This is a genomic window from Geminocystis sp. NIES-3708, assembly GCF_001548095.1.
Classification (GTDB): domain Bacteria; phylum Cyanobacteriota; class Cyanobacteriia; order Cyanobacteriales; family Cyanobacteriaceae; genus Geminocystis.
This window is the reverse complement of record NZ_AP014815.1, coordinates 3,066,250-3,090,931: the sequence shown is the minus strand read 5'-3', so window position 1 is coordinate 3,090,931 and position 24,682 is coordinate 3,066,250. Positions and strand designations below refer to the sequence as shown.

Annotated in this window: 22 protein-coding genes; 13 read left to right on the top strand and 9 right to left on the bottom strand. The window is 32.4% G+C overall.

Annotated features, from left to right (window positions below; all coding sequences use genetic code 11):
- Nucleotides 1-7 precede the first annotated feature (7 nt).
- A complete protein-coding gene (locus tag GM3708_RS13570) occupies nt 8-907 on the bottom strand; it encodes a bestrophin family protein (RefSeq protein WP_066348032.1) in 900 nt (299 codons plus the stop codon).
- A 238-nt stretch (nt 908-1,145) separates the two neighbouring features.
- On the opposite strand from GM3708_RS13570, the gene GM3708_RS13565 reads away from it, so the two are divergent.
- On the top strand, nt 1,146-1,319 hold the full coding sequence (locus tag GM3708_RS13565) for a metallothionein (protein ID WP_066348031.1): 174 nt from the start codon (nt 1,146-1,148) through the stop codon (nt 1,317-1,319).
- A gap of 177 nt (nt 1,320-1,496) precedes the next feature.
- Here GM3708_RS13565 and GM3708_RS13560 read toward each other — a convergent pair whose 3' ends face one another.
- Complete coding sequence (locus tag GM3708_RS13560; protein ID WP_082714124.1) at nt 1,497-1,901, bottom strand: helix-turn-helix transcriptional regulator; 405 nt, start codon at nt 1,899-1,901, stop codon at nt 1,497-1,499.
- Nucleotides 1,902-2,062: 161 nt separating this feature from the next.
- On the opposite strand from GM3708_RS13560, the gene GM3708_RS13555 reads away from it, so the two are divergent.
- From GM3708_RS13555 to GM3708_RS13545, 3 genes are all read left to right on the top strand, one after another.
- Nucleotides 2,063-3,868: an aspartate kinase gene (locus GM3708_RS13555; RefSeq protein WP_066348025.1), complete on the top strand. Its 1,806-nt coding sequence runs from the start codon at nt 2,063-2,065 to the stop codon at nt 3,866-3,868.
- Nucleotides 3,869-3,986: 118 nt separating this feature from the next.
- Nucleotides 3,987-5,405, top strand: a complete 1,419-nt coding sequence (ftsY, locus tag GM3708_RS13550) for a signal recognition particle-docking protein FtsY (protein WP_066348023.1) — start codon at nt 3,987-3,989, stop codon at nt 5,403-5,405.
- A gap of 230 nt (nt 5,406-5,635) precedes the next feature.
- On the top strand, nt 5,636-6,262 hold the full coding sequence (locus GM3708_RS13545) for a 7-carboxy-7-deazaguanine synthase QueE (RefSeq protein WP_066348021.1): 627 nt from the start codon (nt 5,636-5,638) through the stop codon (nt 6,260-6,262).
- A gap of 38 nt (nt 6,263-6,300) precedes the next feature.
- On the opposite strand, the gene GM3708_RS13540 is transcribed toward GM3708_RS13545, so the two are convergent.
- Nucleotides 6,301-6,756 carry a peroxiredoxin gene (locus GM3708_RS13540; protein ID WP_066348018.1) on the bottom strand — a complete coding sequence of 152 codons (456 nt, stop codon included), beginning with the start codon at nt 6,754-6,756 and terminating at the stop codon, nt 6,301-6,303.
- 85 nt (nt 6,757-6,841) lie between these two features.
- Here GM3708_RS13540 and GM3708_RS13535 point away from each other — a divergent pair, with 85 nt between their 5' ends.
- Nucleotides 6,842-7,636, top strand: a complete 795-nt coding sequence (locus GM3708_RS13535; RefSeq protein WP_066348016.1) for a rhodanese-related sulfurtransferase — start codon at nt 6,842-6,844, stop codon at nt 7,634-7,636.
- 87 nt (nt 7,637-7,723) lie between these two features.
- Here GM3708_RS13535 and crtR read toward each other — a convergent pair whose 3' ends face one another.
- Nucleotides 7,724-8,605, bottom strand: coding sequence for a beta-carotene hydroxylase (gene crtR / locus GM3708_RS13530; RefSeq protein ID WP_066348014.1), 882 nt, complete (start codon nt 8,603-8,605; stop codon nt 7,724-7,726).
- A 325-nt stretch (nt 8,606-8,930) separates the two neighbouring features.
- Here crtR and rpaB point away from each other — a divergent pair, with 325 nt between their 5' ends.
- The gene (rpaB, locus tag GM3708_RS13525) at nt 8,931-9,677 is read left to right on the top strand and encodes a response regulator transcription factor RpaB (protein WP_066348013.1); all 747 of its coding nucleotides are present in this window, start codon (nt 8,931-8,933) and stop codon (nt 9,675-9,677) included.
- A 131-nt stretch (nt 9,678-9,808) separates the two neighbouring features.
- Nucleotides 9,809-10,447, top strand: coding sequence for a cofactor assembly of complex C subunit B (locus GM3708_RS13520; RefSeq protein WP_066348010.1), 639 nt, complete (start codon nt 9,809-9,811; stop codon nt 10,445-10,447).
- 32 nt (nt 10,448-10,479) lie between these two features.
- On the opposite strand, the gene GM3708_RS13515 is transcribed toward GM3708_RS13520, so the two are convergent.
- The 3 genes from GM3708_RS13515 to GM3708_RS13505 form a co-directional block, all read right to left on the bottom strand.
- Nucleotides 10,480-12,213, bottom strand: coding sequence for an HlyD family efflux transporter periplasmic adaptor subunit (locus GM3708_RS13515; protein WP_066348008.1), 1,734 nt, complete (start codon nt 12,211-12,213; stop codon nt 10,480-10,482).
- Between the two features lie 77 nt (nt 12,214-12,290).
- Entirely contained in the window at nt 12,291-15,338 is a 3,048-nt protein-coding gene (locus tag GM3708_RS13510; RefSeq protein ID WP_066348006.1) for a peptidase domain-containing ABC transporter, read from the bottom strand.
- Between the two features lie 147 nt (nt 15,339-15,485).
- Nucleotides 15,486-16,226: a peptidylprolyl isomerase gene (locus tag GM3708_RS13505; protein ID WP_066348004.1), complete on the bottom strand. Its 741-nt coding sequence runs from the start codon at nt 16,224-16,226 to the stop codon at nt 15,486-15,488.
- Nucleotides 16,227-16,420: 194 nt separating this feature from the next.
- Here GM3708_RS13505 and glgA point away from each other — a divergent pair, with 194 nt between their 5' ends.
- Nucleotides 16,421-17,896 carry a glycogen synthase GlgA gene (glgA, locus tag GM3708_RS13500; protein WP_066348002.1) on the top strand — a complete coding sequence of 492 codons (1,476 nt, stop codon included), beginning with the start codon at nt 16,421-16,423 and terminating at the stop codon, nt 17,894-17,896.
- Nucleotides 17,897-18,303: 407 nt separating this feature from the next.
- Here glgA and GM3708_RS13495 read toward each other — a convergent pair whose 3' ends face one another.
- On the bottom strand, nt 18,304-18,729 hold the full coding sequence (locus tag GM3708_RS13495; protein ID WP_082714123.1) for a heavy metal-responsive transcriptional regulator: 426 nt from the start codon (nt 18,727-18,729) through the stop codon (nt 18,304-18,306).
- Nucleotides 18,730-18,964: 235 nt separating this feature from the next.
- Between GM3708_RS13495 and GM3708_RS13490 the strand changes: the two genes are divergently transcribed.
- From GM3708_RS13490 to GM3708_RS13475, 4 genes are all read left to right on the top strand, one after another.
- The gene (locus tag GM3708_RS13490; RefSeq protein WP_066347996.1) at nt 18,965-19,759 is read left to right on the top strand and encodes a glutaredoxin; all 795 of its coding nucleotides are present in this window, start codon (nt 18,965-18,967) and stop codon (nt 19,757-19,759) included.
- A 159-nt stretch (nt 19,760-19,918) separates the two neighbouring features.
- Nucleotides 19,919-21,769: a copper resistance system multicopper oxidase gene (locus tag GM3708_RS13485; protein ID WP_066347994.1), complete on the top strand. Its 1,851-nt coding sequence runs from the start codon at nt 19,919-19,921 to the stop codon at nt 21,767-21,769.
- Between the two features lie 206 nt (nt 21,770-21,975).
- Nucleotides 21,976-22,929 (top strand): copper resistance protein B, encoded by a 954-nt coding sequence (locus GM3708_RS13480; protein ID WP_066347988.1) that lies wholly within the window; start codon nt 21,976-21,978, stop codon nt 22,927-22,929.
- A 122-nt stretch (nt 22,930-23,051) separates the two neighbouring features.
- Entirely contained in the window at nt 23,052-23,498 is a 447-nt protein-coding gene (locus GM3708_RS13475) for a hypothetical protein (protein ID WP_066347985.1), read from the top strand.
- A gap of 73 nt (nt 23,499-23,571) precedes the next feature.
- On the opposite strand, the gene GM3708_RS18740 is transcribed toward GM3708_RS13475, so the two are convergent.
- Entirely contained in the window at nt 23,572-23,793 is a 222-nt protein-coding gene (locus tag GM3708_RS18740) for a hypothetical protein (RefSeq protein WP_066347983.1), read from the bottom strand.
- A 95-nt stretch (nt 23,794-23,888) separates the two neighbouring features.
- Between GM3708_RS18740 and GM3708_RS13465 the strand changes: the two genes are divergently transcribed.
- Nucleotides 23,889-24,206, top strand: a complete 318-nt coding sequence (locus GM3708_RS13465; RefSeq protein ID WP_066347978.1) for a hypothetical protein — start codon at nt 23,889-23,891, stop codon at nt 24,204-24,206.
- Nucleotides 24,207-24,682 lie beyond the last annotated feature (476 nt).

The window sequence follows — 24,682 nt, the reverse complement described above, 5'->3', positions numbered from 1 at the left end:
TTATTGATTATTCTCGATCTTGATTAAGAATAAAATCCTGAATATTTTGATTAATATTTTGACATATTTGATCTAATGGTAAATCATTTTCATCCAGACCAAAAGGATTTTCAATTTCATTAGCAATGGCTTCAATACCATATAAAACATAACTAACAATTGCTACAAAAGGAATACTAATCCATCTTAACGCTTCAATGGATTGAAAAGGCAATAATAGACAATAAAAAAATAAAAATTGTTGAAGATGAATATTATAGGAATGAGGAATAGGAGTTTTTAAAATTCTTTCACAACCTCCGACCATATCGATTAAGATATTAATTAATTGTTGCATCGCTATTAATTGATAACGATCAAGATTATGGCGTTGATATTCTTCCCTCAAATATTCTCCTAAATAAGCTGCTATTTGTAAAGGTATATGTTGACTGGTTTGTAGATGATGATATTGATTCAAAGATAACAAAGGTTTGACTTCGTCATTTATACCCTCTCCTCGTAAATGATTTTTAGTTGAGATAGCAAAGACGGTTAATAGCTTAAGAGTAGCAATTTTTCTTTGTCTATCATCAGCATCAACCTCTTTAACATTAATCCAAATTTGCCATGTCAGATTTCTGAGGGTATTAATTATCATACCCCATAACTTTCTGCCTTCCCAAAAACGTTCATTAGCGGAATTAGTGCGAAATACTAATAATAAACTTAAGACAATAGTTGGAATTAAGCTAGTTAAAGAAGATTTATTTAAAGGTAAACCAAAATGGTTGAGAATATAAATCACAAAAGTAAAGAAACCAAAAAACAATGATTTTTCCCAAACATCGGGTAAAATCGAAGTATTGAGCCTAAATAAAGCCCGAAACCAAGATTTTCTGTTGACAGTCAAAGTATTTATTTTCATCTAAAACTATTAACAACGAATCATTGACATACTCAGTAATATAATTGGTTGAAGAAGCCAACCTAAATAATCCTATCATCACAAGGATGCACAATGCAGTCAAAATAAAGTTCTCATCATCAGACATCTTTTGATCATAAAACTTAATACCTGAACATATATTCATGTTTTTGTGTATAATAAAAGTATCTAAATAATTTTTCACAGATCAAAATAAAATTTTAAGGAGAAAAATCCTATGACTACAGCAACAGTTACCCAAATGAAATGTGCTTGTCCTTCATGCTTGTGTATTGTTGATATTAGTAGTGCGTTAGAAAAAGACGGGCAGTATTTCTGTTCTACGGCTTGTGCACAGGGACATCAAAACGGAGAAGGTTGTTCTCATAATGGTTGTGGATGTCATAAATAATTTCTGTTTAGGGTGTGATGAATTTGATTTTAAATAACTTTCTACTTATTCAGCAAACCCTACTCATTCTAATTTGAGTAAATGTTATTAATTACCATGATTTGGGTGAAACCAATTCACCCCTAAGAATTGCCATGATTTGCAAAAAAATTATCTTTGGTTAAATCAATTAAACCTTTAGTCAGTTTCATCAAGATGTTCAGCTACAGAACGATATAATTCTAAAACGTGATGATCTAAAAGATGGTAAAAAACTTTTCTGCCTCTTTTTTGATAACCGACTAAACGCATAACCTTTAAGGTTCGCAGTTGATGAGATACTGCTGATTCGCTCATGTCTAAAGTTGCCGCTAAATCACACACGCATAACTCCTGTTGTGCCAATACTGAGAGTATTCTCAAACGGTTAGAATCCCCTAATAAACTGAAAAACTCTGCCATTTTTTGAGCTTTATCACTGGCTAAAATTTGAGTCTTACACGTCTCAATTAATTCTGGTTCAATTTGATGAGGTTTACAAAGAATTAAATCATTTTTATTTTCGGTCGATTTAATCGGTTTAGCAGAAGAAAAAACATTCATGAATTGCCATTAATTTAGATTTCGCTATGTCTATTGTAACAGTCTTATTATCTTCTACCCCTAATCAATTTCTTTGACTATTATTTATCCAAGTTTATTGTTCTAAGGTGGCAAATTTTGTTACTATTAATCAGGAAATTGTTATCATAAAATCTCAAAACATGGCGCTAATTGTCCAAAAGTATGGTGGTAGCTCAGTAGGTTCAACGGATCGGATTAAATCCGTTAGTCAAAGAATTTCTCGTACTGTCAAAGAAGGAAATCAAGTGGTAGTAGTAGTTTCGGCTATGGGGAAAACTACTGATGGCTTGGTAAAATTAGCCCAGGAAATTTCTACGAATCCCAGTCGTCGAGAAATGGATATGTTACTTTCTACTGGGGAACAAGTTTCTATTTCTTTGTTAAGTATGGCGCTACAGGAAATCGGACAAGCCGCCATTTCTTTAACAGGTGCACAAGTCGGCATCGTCACAGAAGCAAATTATAGTAAGGCACGAATTTTAGAAATTAAATCTGATCGTATTAATGGAGAATTAGCAGAAGGTAAAGTCGTTGTCGTCGCTGGATTTCAAGGGATCACTAATTCAGAAAACTTAGAAATTACTACCTTAGGTAGAGGTGGCTCTGATACTTCTGCTGTCGCTTTAGCTGTTGCCCTTCAAGCAGATTGTTGTGAAATATATACTGATGTGCCTGGTATTTTAACGACAGATCCTCGTATCGTACCTTCAGCGAAATTAATGACGGAAATTACCAGTGATGAAATGCTGGAATTAGCTAGTTTGGGGGCAAAAGTATTACATCCTCGTGCCGTGGAAATTGCTCGTAATTTTGGTATGCCCTTAGTGGTAAAATCTAGTTGGACTAATGATGTCGGTACTAAAGTTATTTCTCCCCCTAATCAAAGTAGATCTCTTGTTGGGTTAGAAATTACTAAAGCAGTTGATGCCGTTCAATTTGATTCAGATCAAGCGAAAATTGCTCTTCTAAGGGTCGCCGATCGCCCCGGGATTGCGGCAAAACTGTTTGGGGAAATTGCCCGTCAAAACGTTGATGTGGACTTAATTATTCAATCCATTCACGAAGGAAATAGTAATGATATTGCTTTTACAGTCGTTAAAGGTGTTTTACCTCATGCCGAATCCGTAGCGATGGCGATCGCACCTATATTAGATGAAAATGGAAATACAGACATTTTAGTAGAGAAAAAAATTGCTAAAATTGCTATCGCTGGAGCAGGTATGATTGGAAGACCGGGTATTGCAGCGAAAATGTTTCAATCTTTAGCTTCCGCCCGTGTTAATATCCAAATGATTTCTACCTCAGAAGTTAAGGTTAGTTGTATTGTTGATCAAGATGAATGTGATCAGGCGATCGCCGCTTTATGTGAGGCTTTTGAGATTGATAGTTCTAGTATTTTACAAGAACAAACAGGATCTAGTACAAACTTAGTACCAGTAAGAGGAGTTGCCCTAGATCAAAATCAAGCTCAATTAGCGATTTTATTTGTTCCTGATATACCCGGTATGGCGGCGAAAATCTTTGCAATATTAGCAGAGGAAAATATCAGCGTTGATATGATTATTCAATCTCAAAGATGCCGTTTAGTAGATGGTATTCCTATGAGAGATATTGCCTTTACCGTTGCACAACAAGATGCACAACTAGCGAGAAATGCTCTTTATAAACTACAATCAGACATTCAATTTAGAGAAATAGTTGTCGATGAAAATATCGCTAAAGTAAGTATAGTGGGTTCAGGAATGATTGGTTCTCCGGGGGTTGCCGCGAAGTTTTTTGAAGCATTAGCACAGGAACATATAAATATTTATATGATTACGACTTCTGAAATTAAAATTAGTTGTGTTGTCTCTGAAAGTCAAGGTATTCAAGCCTTAAAAGCTGTTCATGAAGCCTTTGGTTTGAGCGGTGATACCACCTTAGAAGTACCATCAAAAGAGGGATAAGATCATTGATTAATGAACACAACATGATAAAGTTTGTTGAATTATTCATCATTACCCTAGTCTGTTGAGAAAATAAGATAAAGTAAGAAATATTTAGAGTATAGTAATTATAATTTTTATGTTTAATTGGTTTCGTCGTAATAAAGATAATAAAGAAGAAAAACAAACAACATCTCCTGTGGTAGAAAATTATTCAACAGTGGAACAGACAAAAACAGAAGAACAAAATACAAATACTTCTGTAGCTGATCAACAATCATTAGAATGGGCAAAGGCAGCATTTGCTAACATTCAAAAACAAAAACAGCAACAAGAGGTAATTAGTAAACAAGAAATAACCCCTGAATTTGTAGCAGAAGAATTAGATAATATTGAGTCAGAAACATTAATTGATCAAGATGTTACTGTCGCTATCGATGAAAAAGAAATAGTTGAAGAAATTGACGAAGTTGAAGAAAATATCCCTGCTTGGTTGCAAAAATCTGATCGACTAGAGGTATTAAAAGAGACTGCTATTGAGTTTGAAAAAGAGCTAGACGAAGATTTTCTTTGGTCTGCTCAAGTTTTAGCCTCTCAAGGACGTTCAGCCGATGATGTGTCAGAAGATGAGTTTATTTGGCTCAAAAAACTACGTCAAGGTTTAGGTAAAACTCGTCGTAACTTAATCAATCAGTTGAAATCTGTTGTCGGACAAGGACCTCTCAATCAAGAGGCGGTAATGGAAATTGAGGCGATGTTGTTAAGTGCTGATGTAGGTATCGAAGCCACTGATTATATTATCAATACTCTACAAAATAAACTTAAAGAGGAAGCTTTACCCCCAGAAGAAGCGATCGCCTATTTGAAGCAAATTTTACAAAAAGTATTAGATGAGCCCCTCAAAAAATTTACCAAGACTCAATTTGAGCCGGTGGAAGGAAAACTTAACATCTGGCTTTTAACAGGGGTAAACGGTGCTGGAAAAACCACGACTATTGGCAAATTAGCTCACTTAGCACAAACATCAGGTTATAAATGTGTTATTGCCGCCGCTGACACCTTTCGAGCCGCGGCTGTTGAACAGGTAAAGGTTTGGGGTGAAAGAACCAATACTCCTGTAATCTCTAATCAAGGACAAAATACCGATCCTGCGGCTGTTGTTTTTGATGGTATTAATGCGGCGATCGCACGAAATGCTAATTTATTGTTAGTTGATACCGCAGGAAGATTACAAAATAAAAAGAATTTAATGGAAGAATTAGCCAAAATTCGCCGAATTATAGATAAAAAAGCAGAAAATGCTCATATCGAATCATTATTAGTGCTAGATGCCACTTTAGGACAAAACGGACTCAGACAAGCTCAAGTATTCTCTGAATCAGCACAATTAACGGGAGTTGTCTTAACAAAATTAGACGGCACGGCTAAAGGTGGTGTTGCCCTTGCCGTGTCTCAACAATTAAATTTACCCATACGCTTTATTGGTGCAGGAGAGGGAATTGAAGATTTACGCCCTTTTTCTAGCTATGAATTTGTGGAGGCTTTATTATCTGCATAATTTTCATTTTATCCTTAATAAGTTAAGCTAAAACGTATTCAAATTGCATCTTTTAAATTTGGTAAAAAATTTTAAGAAATCTTATTCGTTGCAAGAGTGCCTACTTCCACCATTATACTTAAGTGCGTGCTAGCTTATTTATAGGTAGAAATCAAATTTTTTTTGATATATTCCACGATAATAAATTAACAATCTTTCTATTAATTAATGTTTTACAAACTATAAAATAAATGTTATTAATCAATAATAAAACAAACTTAGAGCATCAATACTTCATTGTCGAAATGTTTCATTCTATACAAGGTGAAGGTTTTTGGAGTGGAGAAAATTCTTTTTTTATTCGTTTGGCAGGATGTGATGTTTATTGTCCTTGGTGTGATCAAAAAGAAACTTGGTCTATGAAAAAATATCCTTTCTTAACACTAGAAAAAATAATAAATAATTTAACTAATATTAATACTCAACATATCATTATTACTGGTGGTGAACCTTTATTACATGATCTGTTTCCTCTGACAAAAAGTCTTAAAAATTTAGGCTATAAAACTCATTTAGAAACTTCAGGATCTCATATATTTTCTGGAGAATTTGATTGGGTGACTTTTTCTCCTAAACCTTATAAAAAACCCCATGAAAGTATTTATAATCAGGTTAGTGAATTAAAAATAGTAATTAATGATCAAAATGATTTAATGTGGGCAGAATCTGAAGCACAAAAACTGCCTATTAATATTCCCAAATATTTACAACCCCAGTGGGAAAATCCTGATAGTCAAGAGCTGATTTTTGATTATATTCTCAATCATCCCCAATGGCGTTTAAGTCTGCAAACTCATAAATTTCTGGGTGTTAGATAAGATTTTCTTTTTGTTTTTTTCCCCGATCTGAATTTAACCTAAAGTGCTTGAATAGTTTTTATAGCTTCATCTACGTGGGCTTGAAAATCTAACATGGAATTAAAAATATGCCGCACAATACCTTTTTTATCGATAACGTAAGTAACTCTACCGGGTAACACAAAAAGAGTTGCTGGAACATCAAACAATTTTCTGACTTGGTTTTGAGAATCGCTTAATAAAATGAATGGTAATTGATATTTACTAGCAAATTGTTGATGAGATGCCACGGAGTCACCGCTAATACCGATAACTTCAGCACCAGCGTCAGTAAAGACATCATAATTATCTCTAAACGCACAAGATTCAGCAGTGCATCCGGGGGTATCGTCTTTAGGATAGAAATAGATAACTACTACTTTTTTACCGAGAAAGTCGTTTAAACTAACATTTTCTCCAGTGGCTGAAGATAGTGTAAAATTTGGTGCATGATCGCCTATTTTTAAAGTTGCCATATTATTGAAGATAAATTGCTTAATTAAACTAATTATAATAGAATAGTGTTTCTATATTTTTTCAGTGGAAATAAAAATAAGTTTTATGAATTTTACATTTGCTTCCTTTTACCAGTTTTTAGTATTAGATAATCTTGTGGATTTACAGACTGAATTTTTACAATGGTGTAATGAAAAGCAGATTAAAGGTACAATTTTAATTGCAAAAGAAGGTATTAATGCTAACATTGTTGGAAAAAAAGAAGATCTCGAAATAGTAATAAATAAGATAAAAAAAATTCTTAACTATGAATTATTAGAAATTAAATATGCCATAGTAGAAAGTATCCCTTTTGAAAGAATGAAAGTTAAAATAAAGCCTGAAATTATTACTTTTGGCATTCCTGAAGCCGATCCTAATATTCAAGTTGGTACTTATGTCAAACCTAAAAATTGGAATAAATTAATTTCTCAACCAGATGTAAAAGTTATTGATACTCGCAATGAATATGAAGTAAAAATTGGAACATTTAAAAAAGCAGAAAATCCTCATATTAATTCTTTTAAAGAGTTTAATGATTATATAGACAGTAATTTAAATCCAGAAAAAGATGAGAAAGTTGCTTTATTTTGTACTGGGGGAATTCGTTGCGAAAAAGTTACTGCTTTAATGTTAAGTAAAGGTTTTAAAGAGGTTTATCATCTTCAAGGAGGTATTCTTAAATATTTAGAAGAAATCCCTTCAGAGGAGAGTTTATGGGAAGGGGAATGTTTTGTTTTTGATGAAAGAGTTGCGGTTAAACACGGGTTGGAAAAGGGTACGTATGAATTATGTCCTGAAACTGGTGAACCCATCTTAGTTAATCCGAAAATTAGTGATGAAGATAAGTCAGTCAATTAAAATGGATTTATTAGATTTTTAGAAATATGTGAAAACGATTCAAACTTTAATGAAATTGTTAATTGTTTATTGTTAATTATTCATTGTTTAATGTTTTTCATGGAATCTTATACCTAAAAATAAATCATACATAAAACTCCAAAAATTCTTACCCTTTAATAAATCTAAGGATTGATCACAACCTTTCTCATCCAATAATGATTTAGTAGCATAATAAGCTGGTTGATATTTATACCAAGGAATTGAAGGCCATAAATGATGCACTAAATGGTAGTTTTGTCCTAAAATTAAGATGTTTAAAATTCTACCGGGATAAACTCTCGCATTTTTCCAGCGATCACGATCTTTAAAAGGGCGATGAGGTAAATAATCAAAAAATAAACCTAAAGCAATTCCCACCACTAAAGCTGGTACAAACCAGAAATTCATGACATAACCGATAAAGCCATAGTGAATACCTAAAAACACCACAGTAAACAGAAATAAACGACTCAGAAACCACTCTAAAAGCTCATATTTACGCCATAATTTCCTTTTGAAGAAAAATATCTCATGATAGAAAAATCTAGCGGCAATCATCCATAAAGGTCCACCCGTAGAAACAAAGTGATCTGGATCATTTTCAGGATCGTTAACATGGGCATGATGTTGCAAATGTACTCTAGTAAATACAGGAAATGCAAAACCTAACATTAAAGCACTACCATGACCAAGAATAGAATTGATAATACGATTGCTATGGGCGCTATTATGAGAAGCATCATGAATAACAGTACCAGACATATGTAAAGCTAAAACGTTAGCAGAAAAACAAATCCAATCTCTCCAACTCCATAAAAAGTAACCGCAGGTAGAGATAGTTATTAATAAAATAGCAGTAATAAACATTAACACATTGGGATTTAATCCTCCCGGTGCTTTGAGATACTCCCTTGGTACGGATGTCAACACAGGTGAAACCGACTGCATTGCTTTTGTTCGCTCCTTCCTTTAAATAAATTATTTTCTTGTGGTAGTTTACAATATTTTGCTCTTGAGGTAAAGTTTTGTAAACTTTTATCTTTGTTTTAGTAAATAATAAACAGTTTTATCAAGATGAACAAGAAGTTTATTAATAATCTCATTCTTTCAAAATTTATCTTCTTTGTTCACTCGTCCATTTATTTTTCTTTTTTTTACCTCTATTAATAATTTAATTTTTTAATCGTAATTAGGTTATGTAGGATAGTTTCAAATTGGGATAAACTAGATTTTACTAATGTATAAGAATGCACTTACTTATAGGAGAAAAAAATTGGAAACTCATAAAGAAAAAATCTTAGTAGTAGATGATGAAGCTAGTATTCGTCGTATTTTAGAAACCCGTTTATCCATGATTGGTTATGATGTTGTCACTGCAGCCGACGGAGAAGATGCCATTGCCACATTTCATGCAACTCAACCTGATTTAGTCGTGTTAGATGTCATGATGCCTAAATTAGATGGTTATGGAGTTTGTCAAGAATTACGAAAAGAATCTGATATACCCATCATTATGTTAACTGCCTTAGGAGATGTTGCCGATCGCATTACAGGCTTAGAATTGGGTGCAGATGATTATGTAGTTAAACCTTTTTCTCCTAAAGAATTAGAAGCTCGTATTCGTTCAGTATTAAGAAGAATTGATAAAACAGGAGTAGCAGGAATTCCTAGTTCTGGAGTAATATCAATTAATGCCATTAGAATTGACACCAATAAACGTCAAGTATATAAAGGAGATCAACGTATTCGCTTAACAGGTATGGAATTTAGTCTCTTAGAATTACTCGTCAGTAAATCTGGTGAACCCTTTTCTCGCTCAGAAATACTACAAGAGGTATGGGGGTATACTCCAGAGCGTCATGTTGATACTAGAGTTGTAGATGTTCATGTGTCTCGTTTAAGAGCAAAATTAGAAGAAGATCCTAGTAATCCTGAATTAATTTTAACAGCTAGAGGTACAGGTTACTTATTTCAAAGAATTTTAGAACCCGGAGAAAAAAGAGCTAATAATATTAATTAATAATGCACAATTAACAATTAACACCTCATCTATAGTAATTAATATATTCAGAGTAATTAATAATTAAATATTATATATTTTAAAATTTTGGGTAATACTCACCAAACTATCTTAAAAATTGCTGATAAAAAATGCCTCAAAAAGAAGAAAATCAATTAGTAAAAAATTTACCCTTAATAGCAGGTATTTTAGGGGGATTTTTGCTGATGATTAATCGCTTAACCACTCCCACAGTTTTAGATTCCCAAGCTCGTTCTGATGCTCTTGGAGTAATTCTTTGTGCCATGTTATTATTAGTTAGTATTTTACTAAGGCAAATCGAATCAGTGCCTCCTCAAAGCGTTACTTTAATAGGGGAAGAAACAATAGAATTTGCGAATAATTTACCAGTAAATATCAAAACAGAATTAGCATGGGCAAGTCATCTTATTCTTAATAATACGGTGTCTAAATCTATAATTATTTATTATCAAAATCAAATATTATTACGTCGAGGAATCTTAGGTTATTCTAAAACTATTAATCCCGGAACTATTTTACAAAGAGTAATGACCACCAAAAAACCAGTTTATTTAGTAGATTTAAAACATTATCCGGGTAAAGTTGAATTTGACTATTTACCTGAAAATATTCAAGGATTAATTTGTTTACCACTAAATGATCAAGGTGCAATGATTATAGCTACAAATATTCCCCGTAGCTATAGCAAACAAGATGAATATTGGATTCAAGGTATTGCCGAAAAAATAGCTTTAACTTTAAAAATGTAGTTATGTAATTGTTAATTGCTAATTATTAATTGTTAACGTACTTGTTTGAGAGTTTCTACTTTCTTGGTGAATAATTCTGTAAAAATACTCAATACCGTGCGATTTTCTTTTACTTTAATGTTGACACTTACTGACATACCTGATTGTAAAATAACAGGCTCACCTCGAATAAGTAATTCTTGGGCATTGAGTTCTATTTTTACAGGGAAACGATAAAAATTATAAACAGGATCAGGCTCTAGGGAATCCGAGCCAACAAAAGAAACCTTACCTTTTATATCTCCGAATTCACTATAAGGAAAAGAGTCTATTCTGACATCACTATCTTGTCCTACTTGTACAAAACCTATATCTTGATTAGTAACATAAACTTCTGCTATTAAAGGATTATCAGGACCGGGATCTGGTACAATTTTTAGTAATGCTTCTGACTGTCCTGTTTTCGGTACAAATCCAGGACCCGCTTGTAAATCGAATACCACACCAGACACAGGTGCTTTTAGTTCTTGATATTTAATGGTTTGTTTCGCACTACTAATTTGACTATTTGTTTCAGCAATACGTTTCTCATTATCAACAATAACTTTATTAATTTGACTATCTAATTCTGCAATTCTTTGACTATTTACTGCTATACGATCACGAACATCTTTTTCAGTAATAGCAAGGGTATTTTTAAATTGTTCTTCTGCCTGATTGATATTTAGACGTAAACGAGCTTTTTCTTCTTCTAATTGTTTAATTTCCGCTAAACGAGTTTCTACTTGTTGTTTTTGATTTTCAAACTCAATTTTACCATTAGCTTTGCGATCAACTAAATCTCTCCTTCTATCTTGTACCTGTTGTTTTTGTCGCTCAATTTGAATAGTTGCAAGAGCACCTTCTTCCGATAAAGGTGTAATATTATCAAGAATTTGTTGATCAATTTTCAAACTTTCTTCCGCTTCAATGATTGATTTTTCATTACGATTTTTAATTTCCATTAAAACTTTGCGATCATTTGCCACTTGTTTTTTAGCATCGGCTAATTTAACTTCTGTTTGAGTTAGTTGTTTTTCTAATTGCTGAGATTGTAATTTTGCAGCACCAGAACGAGAATTTAACTCAGCAAAAGCCGCTTCTAATCTTGCTAATTGTTCAGGCTTAAGTTCTGTAATACTGCTTGTACCTTCAGATAGTTGTATTTGATATAATTGATTTTCTGCTACTAATTGAGATCTATTTAAAGCTAAAGCTTCTATTTCTGGAGGAAGTTTTAATTGTCGAATAGCTTCTTGAACTTCTGTGGGATTTAAGGAAGAATTAATTAAAGTACGATAAAATTTATTTTCTTGAACTAGAGAATTTCTGATATCCTCAAGAGATTGTAATTGTGCTTCAGTTGCCTCAGAATCAAAAATTAACAGCGAATCTCCTTTCTTGATATGTTCCCCGTCTTTTACATTAACTTGTCTTACCACTCCACTTAAGGGGGCTTGGATTTCTTGAACGGTAGTTTTTGGCTTTAATTGTCCTCTGGCGGTTATAACTTGTTCTATCGTAGCAAAATAAGCCCAAGCCACAGCAAAAGTTGTGACTCCCATAATACTCCATGCCATTGTCCTTGACCAAATGGGAGATTGTTTGAGAATAACATCTTTTTCAAAATCGGAAGTATCAAGATTAATTTTCGATTCCTCCGTTTGATTTATAACCTCTGAATCCGTTGAATTTCCCTGTAACAAAGTATCTGTTTTTATATAATTCTTGCCGTTACCGTTATTCATGATCAGTAATAATTAATAATTAATAATTGATAATTGATAATTGATAATTGTCATTGATGATTCTTAATTATTCATTTCTAATTATTATTAGATTTTTGTTGTTGTTGATAAAGATAAAAATAACGCCCTGTCATCGCCATTAATTCAGAATGTTTTCCTGTTTCTACAATAGATCCAGCATCCATAACTACAATAATATCTGCATTTTGAATAGTACCTAAACGATGGGTAATAAATAAAACTGTGCGATCATGAAAAGCATGAATTAAGTTTTGACATACTTGAGCTTCCGTATTGTAATCTAACGCACTGGTTGCTTCATCTAAGATTAACATTCTCGGATTTTGTAAGACAGAACGAGCAATGGCAATCCGTTGTCTTTGTCCACCAGATAAACCAGCACCTCTTTCCCCAACTCTAGTGTTATAACCGTTAGGTAAATTCATAATAAAATCGTGAGCAACAGCTATTTGAGCCGCTTTGATAATTTCTTCCGTGGTAGCATCAGGATTTGTTAAAGCAATATTTTCTAATACTGTACCGTCAAACAACAAACTCTCTTGGGGAACTACTCCTATTTGTCTTCGCAAGGAGTAGAGTTCTACTCGGTTAACATCATAACCATCAATTAAAATACGTCCAGATTCAGGCTCATAGAGTCGAGAAACCAGCTTCGTCATAGTACTTTTACCTGCTCCACTTTCTCCCACAATACCAACGAACGTACCAGCAGGAAAATCGATACTGACGTTATTTAACTGTAAAGGACCATGAGGTTTAAAACGAAAACAAACATTATCATATTTCAAAGCACCTTCAATTAAAGGCATCGGAATATTATCACGATCTTCTTCCGCTTCTTGAGGGTGATCCACAATATCCGCTAAACGTTCGAGAGATAAAGCTGTTTGCTGGAAGTTTTGCCATAATTGAGCAAGACGTAAAATGGGTGAAGTTACATAGCCAGAAATAATACGGAAAGCAATTAATTGTCCTAATGTTAAATCTCCTTGTAGTACTAAAGAAGCTCCGACCCATAATACTAGAAGTTGTGATAACTTATTGAGGAAATTACTAGCCGAACCTGCTAAAGTTTGAGTGATAACAGTTTTAAAACCTGTACCAACATATTTAGCATAACGTTCTTGCCATTCCCAACGAGATCTTAATTCAATATTTTGAGCTTTTACCGTTTGAATCCCTGACATAATTTCCACTAAATGGGATTGGGTTTCGGCATTACGTTCAGCTTTTGCTCGTAATTGACGACGAATCAAAGGAGAAAACACTAGAGTTAAAAGTACAAAAATAGGAATAATACCTAATGCCACAAAGGTTAATAATGGGCTATAAACAAACATAACCGCAATATAAATAACCGAGAAAATTGCATCTAAGACTACTGTTAAAGCCGTTCCTGTCAAAAATGATCTAATATTTTCTAACTCGTTTATACGGGTAGAAATTTCTCCCACAGGACGTTTTTCAAAGTACCTTAAGGGTAATCTTAAAAGGTGATCAATAATATCAGATCCTAAACTCATGTCAATGCGGTTAGTTGTATCCACAAAGGAATATGTCCGCAAAGTGCTTAAAATAGCTTCAAAGACTGCTAATACAACTAAAAAGATCCCTAACACTTGAAGAGTATCAGGGCTATTTTGCACAATAACTTTATCAATGATAATTTGAATCATCAAAGGATTGGCAAGGGCAAAAAGTTGCACGAAAAAAGAAGCAATAAATACTTCTATTAAGCTCCATTTATATTTAATTAAAGAAGGTACAAACCAACTTAAACCAAATTTTTCTTGAGGAGTTTCTTTAGTTTGTTGGAGCAGTAAAACTTTACCTTCTTGTCCCCAAATTTCCAGAAAATCGTTGGTTTTATATTCTTTTACCCCCGAAAGAGTAGGATCTGCTACAATAATAGTCTTATCACTGGTAGCATAGATAACCACTAGAGAATCTGATAATTTCGTTAAAAAAGGTCCTTCTAAGCGTCCAAACGCTCCAGCAGGTACACCTATTAATTGAGCATTTAAACCAATTAGTTCTGTGATAGCACCACAAATATCAAGGGATAAACGTCCACTTCTTTGGACTTGTTCTCTGATAATCCGAACTAATACTTCACCACGGTAAGGAATCTTATAATGTTTACTTAACATCCGCATACAGGCAATACCAACGTCTGCTTCAGTTTTACCACCATAAAAAGGATATTTTTTGAGGGGTTTTTTACTTTCTATACGTAGAGTATTTGGTTGTTTTTGTAAAATGCTAGGATCTGCAATAGGAATATCTTGATTATCCATCAATATCGATGGAGTAATACTGGGGGTTTCATTATCTGTGTTAGTGGAAGAATCTTCAGCCCAAACATCTTCTATATCATCTTGTTGAATATTATTAGTATGATTAGGTTTGTGTAATTTGCGATGATCAGGTAACTCTATAGAAATAAAACGACAATCAGTGTCAAGAGTTAGTTTCGTGTTTAAAGGAATTGCTGAACCCACTTCAATATTTTTAATTGTACCGCTACTGAGTACCCATACTTGATTTTCTGGTGGAGGAGGAAGTTCTTTTTCTTTCCCTGAAGATAAATTATATACTTTTGCTTTTTCAATGGTTTCTCTTGCTAATTCTTTCAGATTACCTTCTCCTGTAGCACGATGGGTAAGTTGATAACCCAAGGAATCAAAGACTTCGATTAAACCAGCCTGATTTTGATAATATTCTTTGATAGATGGATGTTTGTTGACTAATTCTAAAAATTTTTCTCGATCTAAAGTCAAAGCGATTACTTCTGTAGATGCGATCGCCGTTTCACAAGGAATACCTCGAATTAAACCCTCCCAGCCAATAACATTACCATTACTCAGAAGTTGTAAACTAATAGGAAGAGTATTACGAGGATCATAAGCGATGCAACGAGCTTGTCCCTCATAAATAATAGCAATATAAGGAGGTATTTTCTCCTTAATAAGCATAATCTGTCCCATTTCATATTTTAAAGGTTGAAAATGCTGAGATATTTCTTGAATAGTATTTTGTGATAATTGTTTAAACGGTGTAACTGTAGAAAGAAATTCTCCTACAGAACTAACTGTATATACCATGATTAATAATTGTTCAGAAATTTAAGTAATTTTTATCGTTATTTAGATAAATGATTTTTAGATTTTTAGATATAGTTAGCGGCAGTTTTAAACCTAAAAAGAAAATAAGATAAATAAATATTAACAATTAACGCTCTAATAATTTTTTTATTCTCCCTGAAGTTGGAATTGTACTTCTTTTTGTATGCTTTCATTTAACCATGTGTTGAATAATTCATCTAATAATCTGCGCTTCATATTTTGGTCTAATTGAGCGGCTAAATATTTTTCTAACCTTAAAATGACAATCCATTCTCCGATTCTAGTCGGTGGTAAAACTTGTCCGGGCTGGGATGTCATTAATTTTTGAGCTATTTCAGGATGAGGTACAGTTAACTCCACAGGACCAATTAATCCTCCCGTTTCTGACTCTGCACCTTGAGAATGTTGTCTAGCTAACTCAGCAAATTCTTTTTCTCCTTCACTAATCCGAAAATATAATTCTTGAGCTTGTCCGGGATTTTTTGTCCTAATCAAAGAATAAATTATTTTATCTAATTGTCTTTTTCTTTTTAAATAATAAGATTCTAAATCATTACTCCAGGTTTGTTGCTTATATTTTTCTAGCTTAATACCCCTTAAAATTCTTTGCTGTAATTGTTCTCTTGTTAAATAATTTCTTTCTAACCATGTTTGTAACTGTTGCGGTTCATTAGGATTCATTTGCATTTGCATAAAAAATTGTTGTTCCGCCATCATGGTTTCTTCTGAGGTACACTCTATATTAGCAACGGCTTGATCTAAAATAATTTCTCTGGCTAAGGGGGCGATCATTTGTTTTTCTGCCAACAAAGGAAAAATATTTTCAGGAGTAATAACAATTTTACCCACTTGTAAACTAGGATTCATAAATAATAATCAATAAACATAACATCAAATACTATACCAATTAACAATTAATAATTAACAATGAACAAAAAGCTAATTCGTAATTCCTAATTTGTCATTGTCAATGCCTTATATTTACATTTCTTTACAAAATGACAAGGATTTGATATAAAATGTATCAATTTGAAAGAAAAACGAAGAGGTAAAAGCTCTCTATGTATATTGTTCATATTGCTTCAGAGTGCGCACCTGTCATTAAAGCAGGGGGATTAGGCGATGTAGTCTATGGGTTAAGTCGAGAAATTGAAAATAGAGGTCATACAGTAGAAATTATTTTACCTATGTATGATTGTATGCGTTATGATCATATTTGGGGTTTACATGATGCTTATAAAGATTTATATGTACCTTGGTACGATAGTGCAATTCATTGTTCTGTTTATTGCGGTTGGGTACATGGTAGATTATGTTTCTTTATACAACCCCATTCTAATGATGATTTTTTTAATCGAGGTTGTTACTACGGTGAAACTGATGATGATATGAGGTTTGCTTTTTTCTCGAAAGCGGCTTTAGAATTTCTCTTTATCAGCAATAAACGTCCTGATGTTATCCACTGTCATGATTGGCAAACAGGATTAATTCCTGTCATGTTATATGAGATGTATAAATGGCATGGCATGGCAAATCAAAGAGTTTGTTATACTATCCATAACTTTAAACATCAAGGCATTTGTGGCACCGAAATTTTAGAAGCTACGGGCTTAAATAATGCTCCTTATTATTATAGTTATGATCGCCTTAGAGATAATTTTAATCCTTTTGCCCTTAACATGATGAAAGGAGGTATTGTTTATTCTAATCACATTAATACTGTTTCTCCTCACCACGCATGGGAAGCAAGGTATAGCGGTGTGAGTTATGGCTTAGGTCATACTTTAGAACTTCATCACTATAAATTTAATGGTATTCTCAACGGTATTGATTACAATATTTGGAATCCTGAAATAGATACATTTATTCCTTATCAATACAACATCAATAATATTAGTAATAAAGCAAAAAATACACAAGCATTAAGACAAAGATTATTATTAAAAAATGATAAAAAACCTATTGTTGCTTATATTGGCAGACTTGATCGTCAAAAAGGTGTTGAATTAGTACATCATTCCCTATACTATTCCCTTCATCATAATGCCCAATTTGTACTATTAGGATCAGCGACAGAAGCCCCTATTAATAATTGGTTTTCCCATGAAAAATACTTTCTCAATAACAACCCTGATTGTCATTTAGAGTTAGGTTTTAATGAAGAATTAGCCCATTTAATTTATGCAGGAGCTGATATTATTGTTGTACCTAGCGACTATGAACCCTGTGGTTTAACTCAAATGATTGGATTAAAATATGGTACAGTTCCTGTAGTACGTGGAGTTGGTGGTTTAATTGATACGGTTTTTGATAGAGATAATGATCAAAATCATCAAGAAGAAGAAAGAAACGGATTTGTTTTTTATCAAACTGATCATCATGCTTTAGAATCTGGCTTGTCAAGAGCAATTTCACTATGGCATCATTATCCTGAAGAATTTGAAAAACTGCAAAAACAAGGAATGAACTATGATTATTCATGGAAAAATCCAGGTCAAAAATATATTGATCTTTACGATTTTTTACGCCATAAATAATATATATAGTAATTGCTCAACTAAAATTTAAAAGTAGGGTGTTTTCATTTTTTCAAAAAGCGATTGCTAAAAACCATATTTTAAAGAATTTTTAGTCTATTTTTTTGACTAATAAACTGATTATTATCAAAAAATCTTCCCTGGCTTTGTGAGATAAAGTCTAAACAAATTAAGTCAGACTTTGAAAAAATCTTACTTAGTAAGCGAGGCGTTTTCATTCTTCAAAAAATTGAATTTTATGAGTTCAATTTTACCCAAACCTTGAAGACACCCAGCTTAATAATATGATCTTGGGAAGATTTTTTTAATAGACACGAGTACAAAACAAAAATTAAAATCTATTTAAGGTGAAATATTATTAATTTTAATAACCATTCCTTATTGCCCGACTTTGCAGAAGTTTAATTTTAAATAACTTTAAGCTTTGCAATTAGAGGACAAATTTCTTTTGTTTCTTGATTATCTATATTTAGATCATTTATTCTCCAACTTTCCCTGTAATTTTCCAATTCAGCTTTAAAAGAAGTCATTTGTTGAATTTGTGTTTTTAATTCTTCAATTTTTTTATCCAATAGATTTTTGACCAATTCACAAGGTGGTTTCCCATAATTACGAATCTCAATAATTTGCCTAATTTCTTCCAAAGAAAATCTCAAGGATTGAGCTTTTTTAATAAATTGAACAACTTTAACTGCGTCTAATTCGTAATATCTATAACCATTTTCCCCTCGCTGTATAGGTTGAACGAGTTTTAGGGATTCGTAATATCGTAAAGTAGCAACAGAAACCCTTGTTTGTTTTGCGATTTCACCTATTTTTAAAAGATTACTCATATTGATTACCTCAACATATTATAAATTTACTTCAAACTCAAAAAATTTTTACTTACCCCTTGACTCTCTAGTTGACTATAGAGTTTATCATAGACACATTAAGTAAAAAAGTTTTTAAAAATCATTTGATCGAAAAAATAAGTACTTTTTTAAAGCTAAAATTGATAATTTATAGTCTTCTATTGATTTGATATTTGTTTTTTCTTATTCATTAATTAAAAATGAGGAAATAGAAATGATTACTATCGGTGTAAATACACAAGTAAGATTATACAGGATGTCAATGCCCGAACACGAATGTCCTTGGGGTTTAAAAGCAATTAATTTACTCAAAGAGGCTGGGATTGTTTTTGAAGATATTAAACTAATTAGCCAAGAAGAAGTCGATTTATTCAAGGCTAAATATAATGTAGCTACGACTCCACAAATATTTTTTGATAACGAGCGAATTGGCGGTTATACTGATTTAGCTAATTATTTTGGGGTAACAGCCAAAAAAGCGGATTATTCCTATACTCCTGTCATTGCCTTATTTTCTACGGCAGGTTTAATTAGTTTAGCCTCCTCTTTAGGAATGACTGGTTTTATGGGAGTTTCTCTCTCCATGTTAGCATCATTAAAATTAATGGATCTTAATGCTTTTGCTGAAAGTTTTGCTAAATACGATCTCATTTGTCAACGTTTCAAGCCTTATGGGAAAATATATCCCTTTCTGGAATCTATGATTGGCTTAGGTTTATTATCAGGAATCCTTCCCTTAGTGACGGGTATTAGTGCCTTTGGATTGGGGATTAGTGGTGCTATTTCAGTATTTAAAGCGGTTTATATTGATAAACTGGAATTGAATTGTGCTTGTGTCGGCGGTAATTCTAAAGCACCTTTGGGGGTTGTTAGTTTTGCGGAAAATGCTATTATGGCGATTATGGGAGCTAGTTTAATTTTTTCTAATGTTTCCGTTACTTTGAATCAACAACAATCTCTATCTCCATTTTATAGTTCGATCGTTCAAGAAAGTAGCATCAAAAAATAGATTTTTTTCTCACGCAAAGGTGCAAAGAGGGCATAAACAGGGGAAATCATTATCAAATTTGCGCTTGATTTATGGATAGTCATTTCATCCTCATTTCATATTCTTTTGGCACTATAGAGATTAATCAAAATTAGATCAAAAATGAGGTAAAAGACGATTGTGAAGCAAATTAGGCTTAATAGACGCAATTTCCTGCAATTTTCAGGGGGGATTGCCACCAGTTTTATTTTACATCAAATCCTACCTGCATCTGCAAAGAATATTAACGCCAATGGTTATTTAGAAGGGGATGTAATCGACTTAGTGATAGCAGAAACAAAAATTAATATCGGCGATCGAACCTCTCAAGGTAAAGTGGTAAATGGTAGCTTACCTTCTCCTACCATTAGACTCAAAGAAGGGCAAAACGTCACCATTAACATCAAGAATAATCTGAATGAAGATACTTCTATTCATTGGCACGGTTTAATTTTACCAGCAAATATGGACGGAGTGCCAGGGGTAAGTTTTCGGGGAATAAAACCAAAGGAAACCTTTACTTATCAATTCCCTGTAAACCAGAGTGGTACTTACTGGTATCATAGTCATAGCAATATGCAAGAACCATTAGGAATGTATGGTGCTATTATTATTGATCCCCTAGAGCCTGAGCCTTATAATTATAGTCGAGACTATGTAATCATATTATCAGATTGGAGTTTTGAGAATCCCCACGCCATTCTCGCCAATTTGAAAAAGATGCCCACCTACTATAATTATCAAAGACGCACCGTTGCTAACTTAGCAGAAGATTGGGAGTGGAAACAGATGCGGATGGATTCTGCGGATATTGCCGATGTGACGGGGGCGACTTATACTTATTTAATGAATGGTAAAACCAGTAATGATAATTGGACTGGTATTTTTAACAAGGGTAATAAAGTTAGACTGAGATTTATTAACGCCTCGGCGATGACATTGTTTGATGTCAGAATCCCTAACTTACCTATGACAGTCATACAAGCAGATGGGCAGAATGTGCAACCGGTGACAGTAGATGAGATAAGGATAGGAGTAGCAGAAACCTATGACGTGATAGTTGAACCAGATACCCAAGAGGCTTATACTATACTTGCGGAGAGTCTCGATCGAAGTGGTTATGTGAGAGGTACACTAGGAATAAAAGAAGGGTTATTCGCCGAAATTCCTCCTCGTAGAGAACGCCCTTTGCGTACAATGGATGATATGGGTATGGATCATAATGCTCATAGTGGTCATAATAATCACTCATCTTCATCAAGTCAAGACCACAGTAGTCATCAAACCTTATCATCTAATCATAGCAATCATCAAAGCTCATCGATCAATCATGGTAACCATAATCAGCATCAAGATCATGATATGTCGAATATGAGTCACGATGATCATAATAATCATGGTACGTCAAATATGGATCATAGTAATCATAGTAACCATGATATAAGTGAGAAAGAAACCTTAGATTTTTCATGGCAACCGAGGGGGGAAGATAATAATGGTATTGGTAACGCCGCAACGCCAATGATGGTAAAAAATCGTTTAAATGAAGCAGGGGTTGGCTTAGAAAATGTCAAACATCGAGTGTTAGTTTATACAGATTTAAAGAGTGTAAAACCCTCGAAAAACACAAGAAAATTTGATCGAGAAATAACCCTATATTTAACTGGAAATATGGAGCGTTATATGTGGTCATTTAATGGTAAAAAATACTCAGAAGACAAAGAAATAGACTTTTATTATGGAGAGAGATTAAGACTAACATTTGTCAATGATACCATGATGGAACATCCCATACATTTACACGGAATGTGGATGGAATTAGTAAACGGCAACGGCGTTTATCAACCACGAAAACATACAATAATTGTGAAACCAGCCGAGAAATTATCTACAGAAATTGACGTTGATGCTAAAGGAAAATGGGCGTTTCATTGTCATTTAATGTATCACATGGATGTCGGAATGTTTCGCACTATTAACGTTATTTCCTAAAAGAATAAAAATTAAATAACTTAGTTAAATCAAATAGTCATTGCGAGGTAACGAAGAAATCTTCTATAGCAAACTTTAGTATTTTATTTAATCTTAATTCTCAAGAATAATTTAATTCTAAAAACCTTTGCTTTTCTCTCTTTGCGTCTTTGCGTCTTTGCGTCTTTGCGTGAGAATAATAAATTTTTCTTAAAAACTGACAACAAATGTTATCATTAAAACTTACTAAATTTTTAGTTCGATCAAGCAGTACACTTTTAACATCAAGCCTTTTATCTTTATTAACTTTAACTCATTTTACCCATCAAAGTAAAGCACAAGAAATAGATAAAACTATTATCAAAAACCCGTTAACTATTAGTAAATTTATTGATAAAAGTAATAACCAAGAAAAACAACAATTTTTTAAGCAATTTGAAGATAACCAATACTTAAATCAAGAAAAAAATTTTATCTTTACTCAACATAATCATAACAATAATAATCAAGAAAATGATTTTGGTGAGCCTATCCATGATAATTTAATTTATCATAAAATCCTTTTTGATCAATTAGAATATCAAGTTAATGATAGTCAAAATATCTTTAATTGGGATGTGACAGGATGGGTAGGAGGAGACTATCAAAAATTTGTTTTTAAAACCGAAGGAGATGTGAGTTTTGATGATGGTAATGGAGAAGCAGAATTACAACTTTTATACAGTAAACAAATTTCTCCTTATTTCGATTTTCAAGCAGGTTTAAGATATGATCAACTCTATGGAGATAAGGGAAATAGTCGAGGTTTTGCTGTTATCGGAGTGGAAGGATTAGCACCTTATTTTTTTGAAATTGATAGCGCTTTATTTATTAGTCATCAAGGAGATATTTCTGCAAGATTTAAAGCTGAATATGAGTTATTACTTTCTCAAAGATTAGTTTTACAACCGAAAATAGAGACAAATTTAGCTATTCAAAAAGTCGAAGAATTTGGCATCGGTAGCGGTATTAATAATTTGGAATTAGGTTTAAGATTACGCTACGAAATTACTCGAGAATTTGCCCCTTATATTGGCGTAAGTTGGAATAAACTGTTTGGAAATACTGCTAAATTTGCTGAAGAGGAAGGGGAAAGTAGTGATGATTTAAAATTCGTAACTGGAGTGAGATTAATGTTTTAAGTTAACTTAGATAATCTAGGTAATAAAAAATTATTAAATATGGGTTTTTTTTTTTTCATCCTAATTTCATTTTTATTGTTCATAATTGTATTCAACAAATAAAAAATTGGAGAAAGTAAACAATGAAAAAATTTATCTTAACAGGATTAGTGTCTGGAATGATATTAAGCTCTTTATCTCCTAATATTTTAGCGGCAAATGTTCATAGTGGCAGTCATCCTTCTGCTTCTCAAATTCAAAATGCGACTCATCATTTTTCTTATGATGTGATAGGTAAATTTCCACTAGAAAGTTTAATAATTCAACTTCCGCAAGGTTTAACTATTAATGATGTTGAAATAGTAATGTCTAATGGAAATAAAATTAATAGTCAAACAAGTATTAGTGATAATAAAGCGATAGTAAACTTAGGAGAAAATATTAAACCTAATACTAGAATATATATTAGTTTAAGGGGAGTAAAAACTAATGGTAAACCTCATACATGGCAATACAGATTATCAGGAAAATTTGCAGGAATTAATCAAGAAATACCTCTTGGTTTAACTCAAGTGCGTACTTATTATTAATTTTATAAATTAAAAAAGGGGAGTCTAATCCCCTTCTATTTTTTGTAAAATTTATTAAATTCTATCAACTATATTAGTGATGCCCTTCGTGGCTTTCTTCTTTAGTTTCTTCTTTTTTATCTTCTGTGGTTTTATCATTATTTTTGGTTGCTTTTACTTCTTCTTTATCTTTGCCATGATGACGGCTATGAGAATGCCCTTCATGACTTAAAGCAGGAGAAGTTATAACTGCTAAATTAAAGATAATTCCTGTTAAAAACAAGAAGCTAATTAATAGTTTACTAGAAATTTTCATTGGACTAATTTCACCTTTTAGATTAGATTGATAGTTCTGATTTTAACTATTGATTATGAAATAAGGATGAAATGATAATTTAATTATGGAAAAAAATGAAACTTATAAATTTATTTAACAATCAAAAACTATTACGCCATTTACATCGTCAATTAGCACCTATAATGCTTCTACCTATATTAATTACTTTATTTACTGGTATATTTTTTGAATTAGCTATTAATATGGATAAAGGGGATAATTTTTTATGGTTGTTGTCATGGCATAGAGGTAATTTTGGTTTAATTAATTTAGAAAAATTTTATCCTTTTCTCAATGGCTTTGGTTTATTGATATTGACTATCTCAGGGATTAATTTATGGTGGCAAAATATTTACAAAAACAAAACATTTAGGAATAATGATAATAAATAAGTATAATTTTTCAATTAAAAATAACGAAAATATATTCCTTTTAGCCTCTCCAAATTTGATGAATAGTTAAAGAGAATTATTAAATATTTGATAATTAATTATTCAACCTCACAGGGATTGATTCTAAGAAAACTAATTTTTAATTTTTTGGCTGTGGTTGTTGATTATTATTATGATTTTTGTGATTTTCGTTGATTTTATGATGATTATCCATCATCTCATGATTTTCATCATATCTACATTGTCTTTGATTTTCTAAGGTATTTTTTTGAGTATCTGTAGTTTGAATAAATGCGGAATTAGTTTATAATCCAAAACTTAATCCTATGCCACTAACTCATAGAAGAATTAATGATATTTTTTTAGATTTTTCATCACTTGAATCCTTTTTATTTCTCTTGGTAACTTGATATTAACAACTAATTATGAAATTACTGTGAAACGACTTTTTTTAAGATAAATTATTCCTCTTAAAA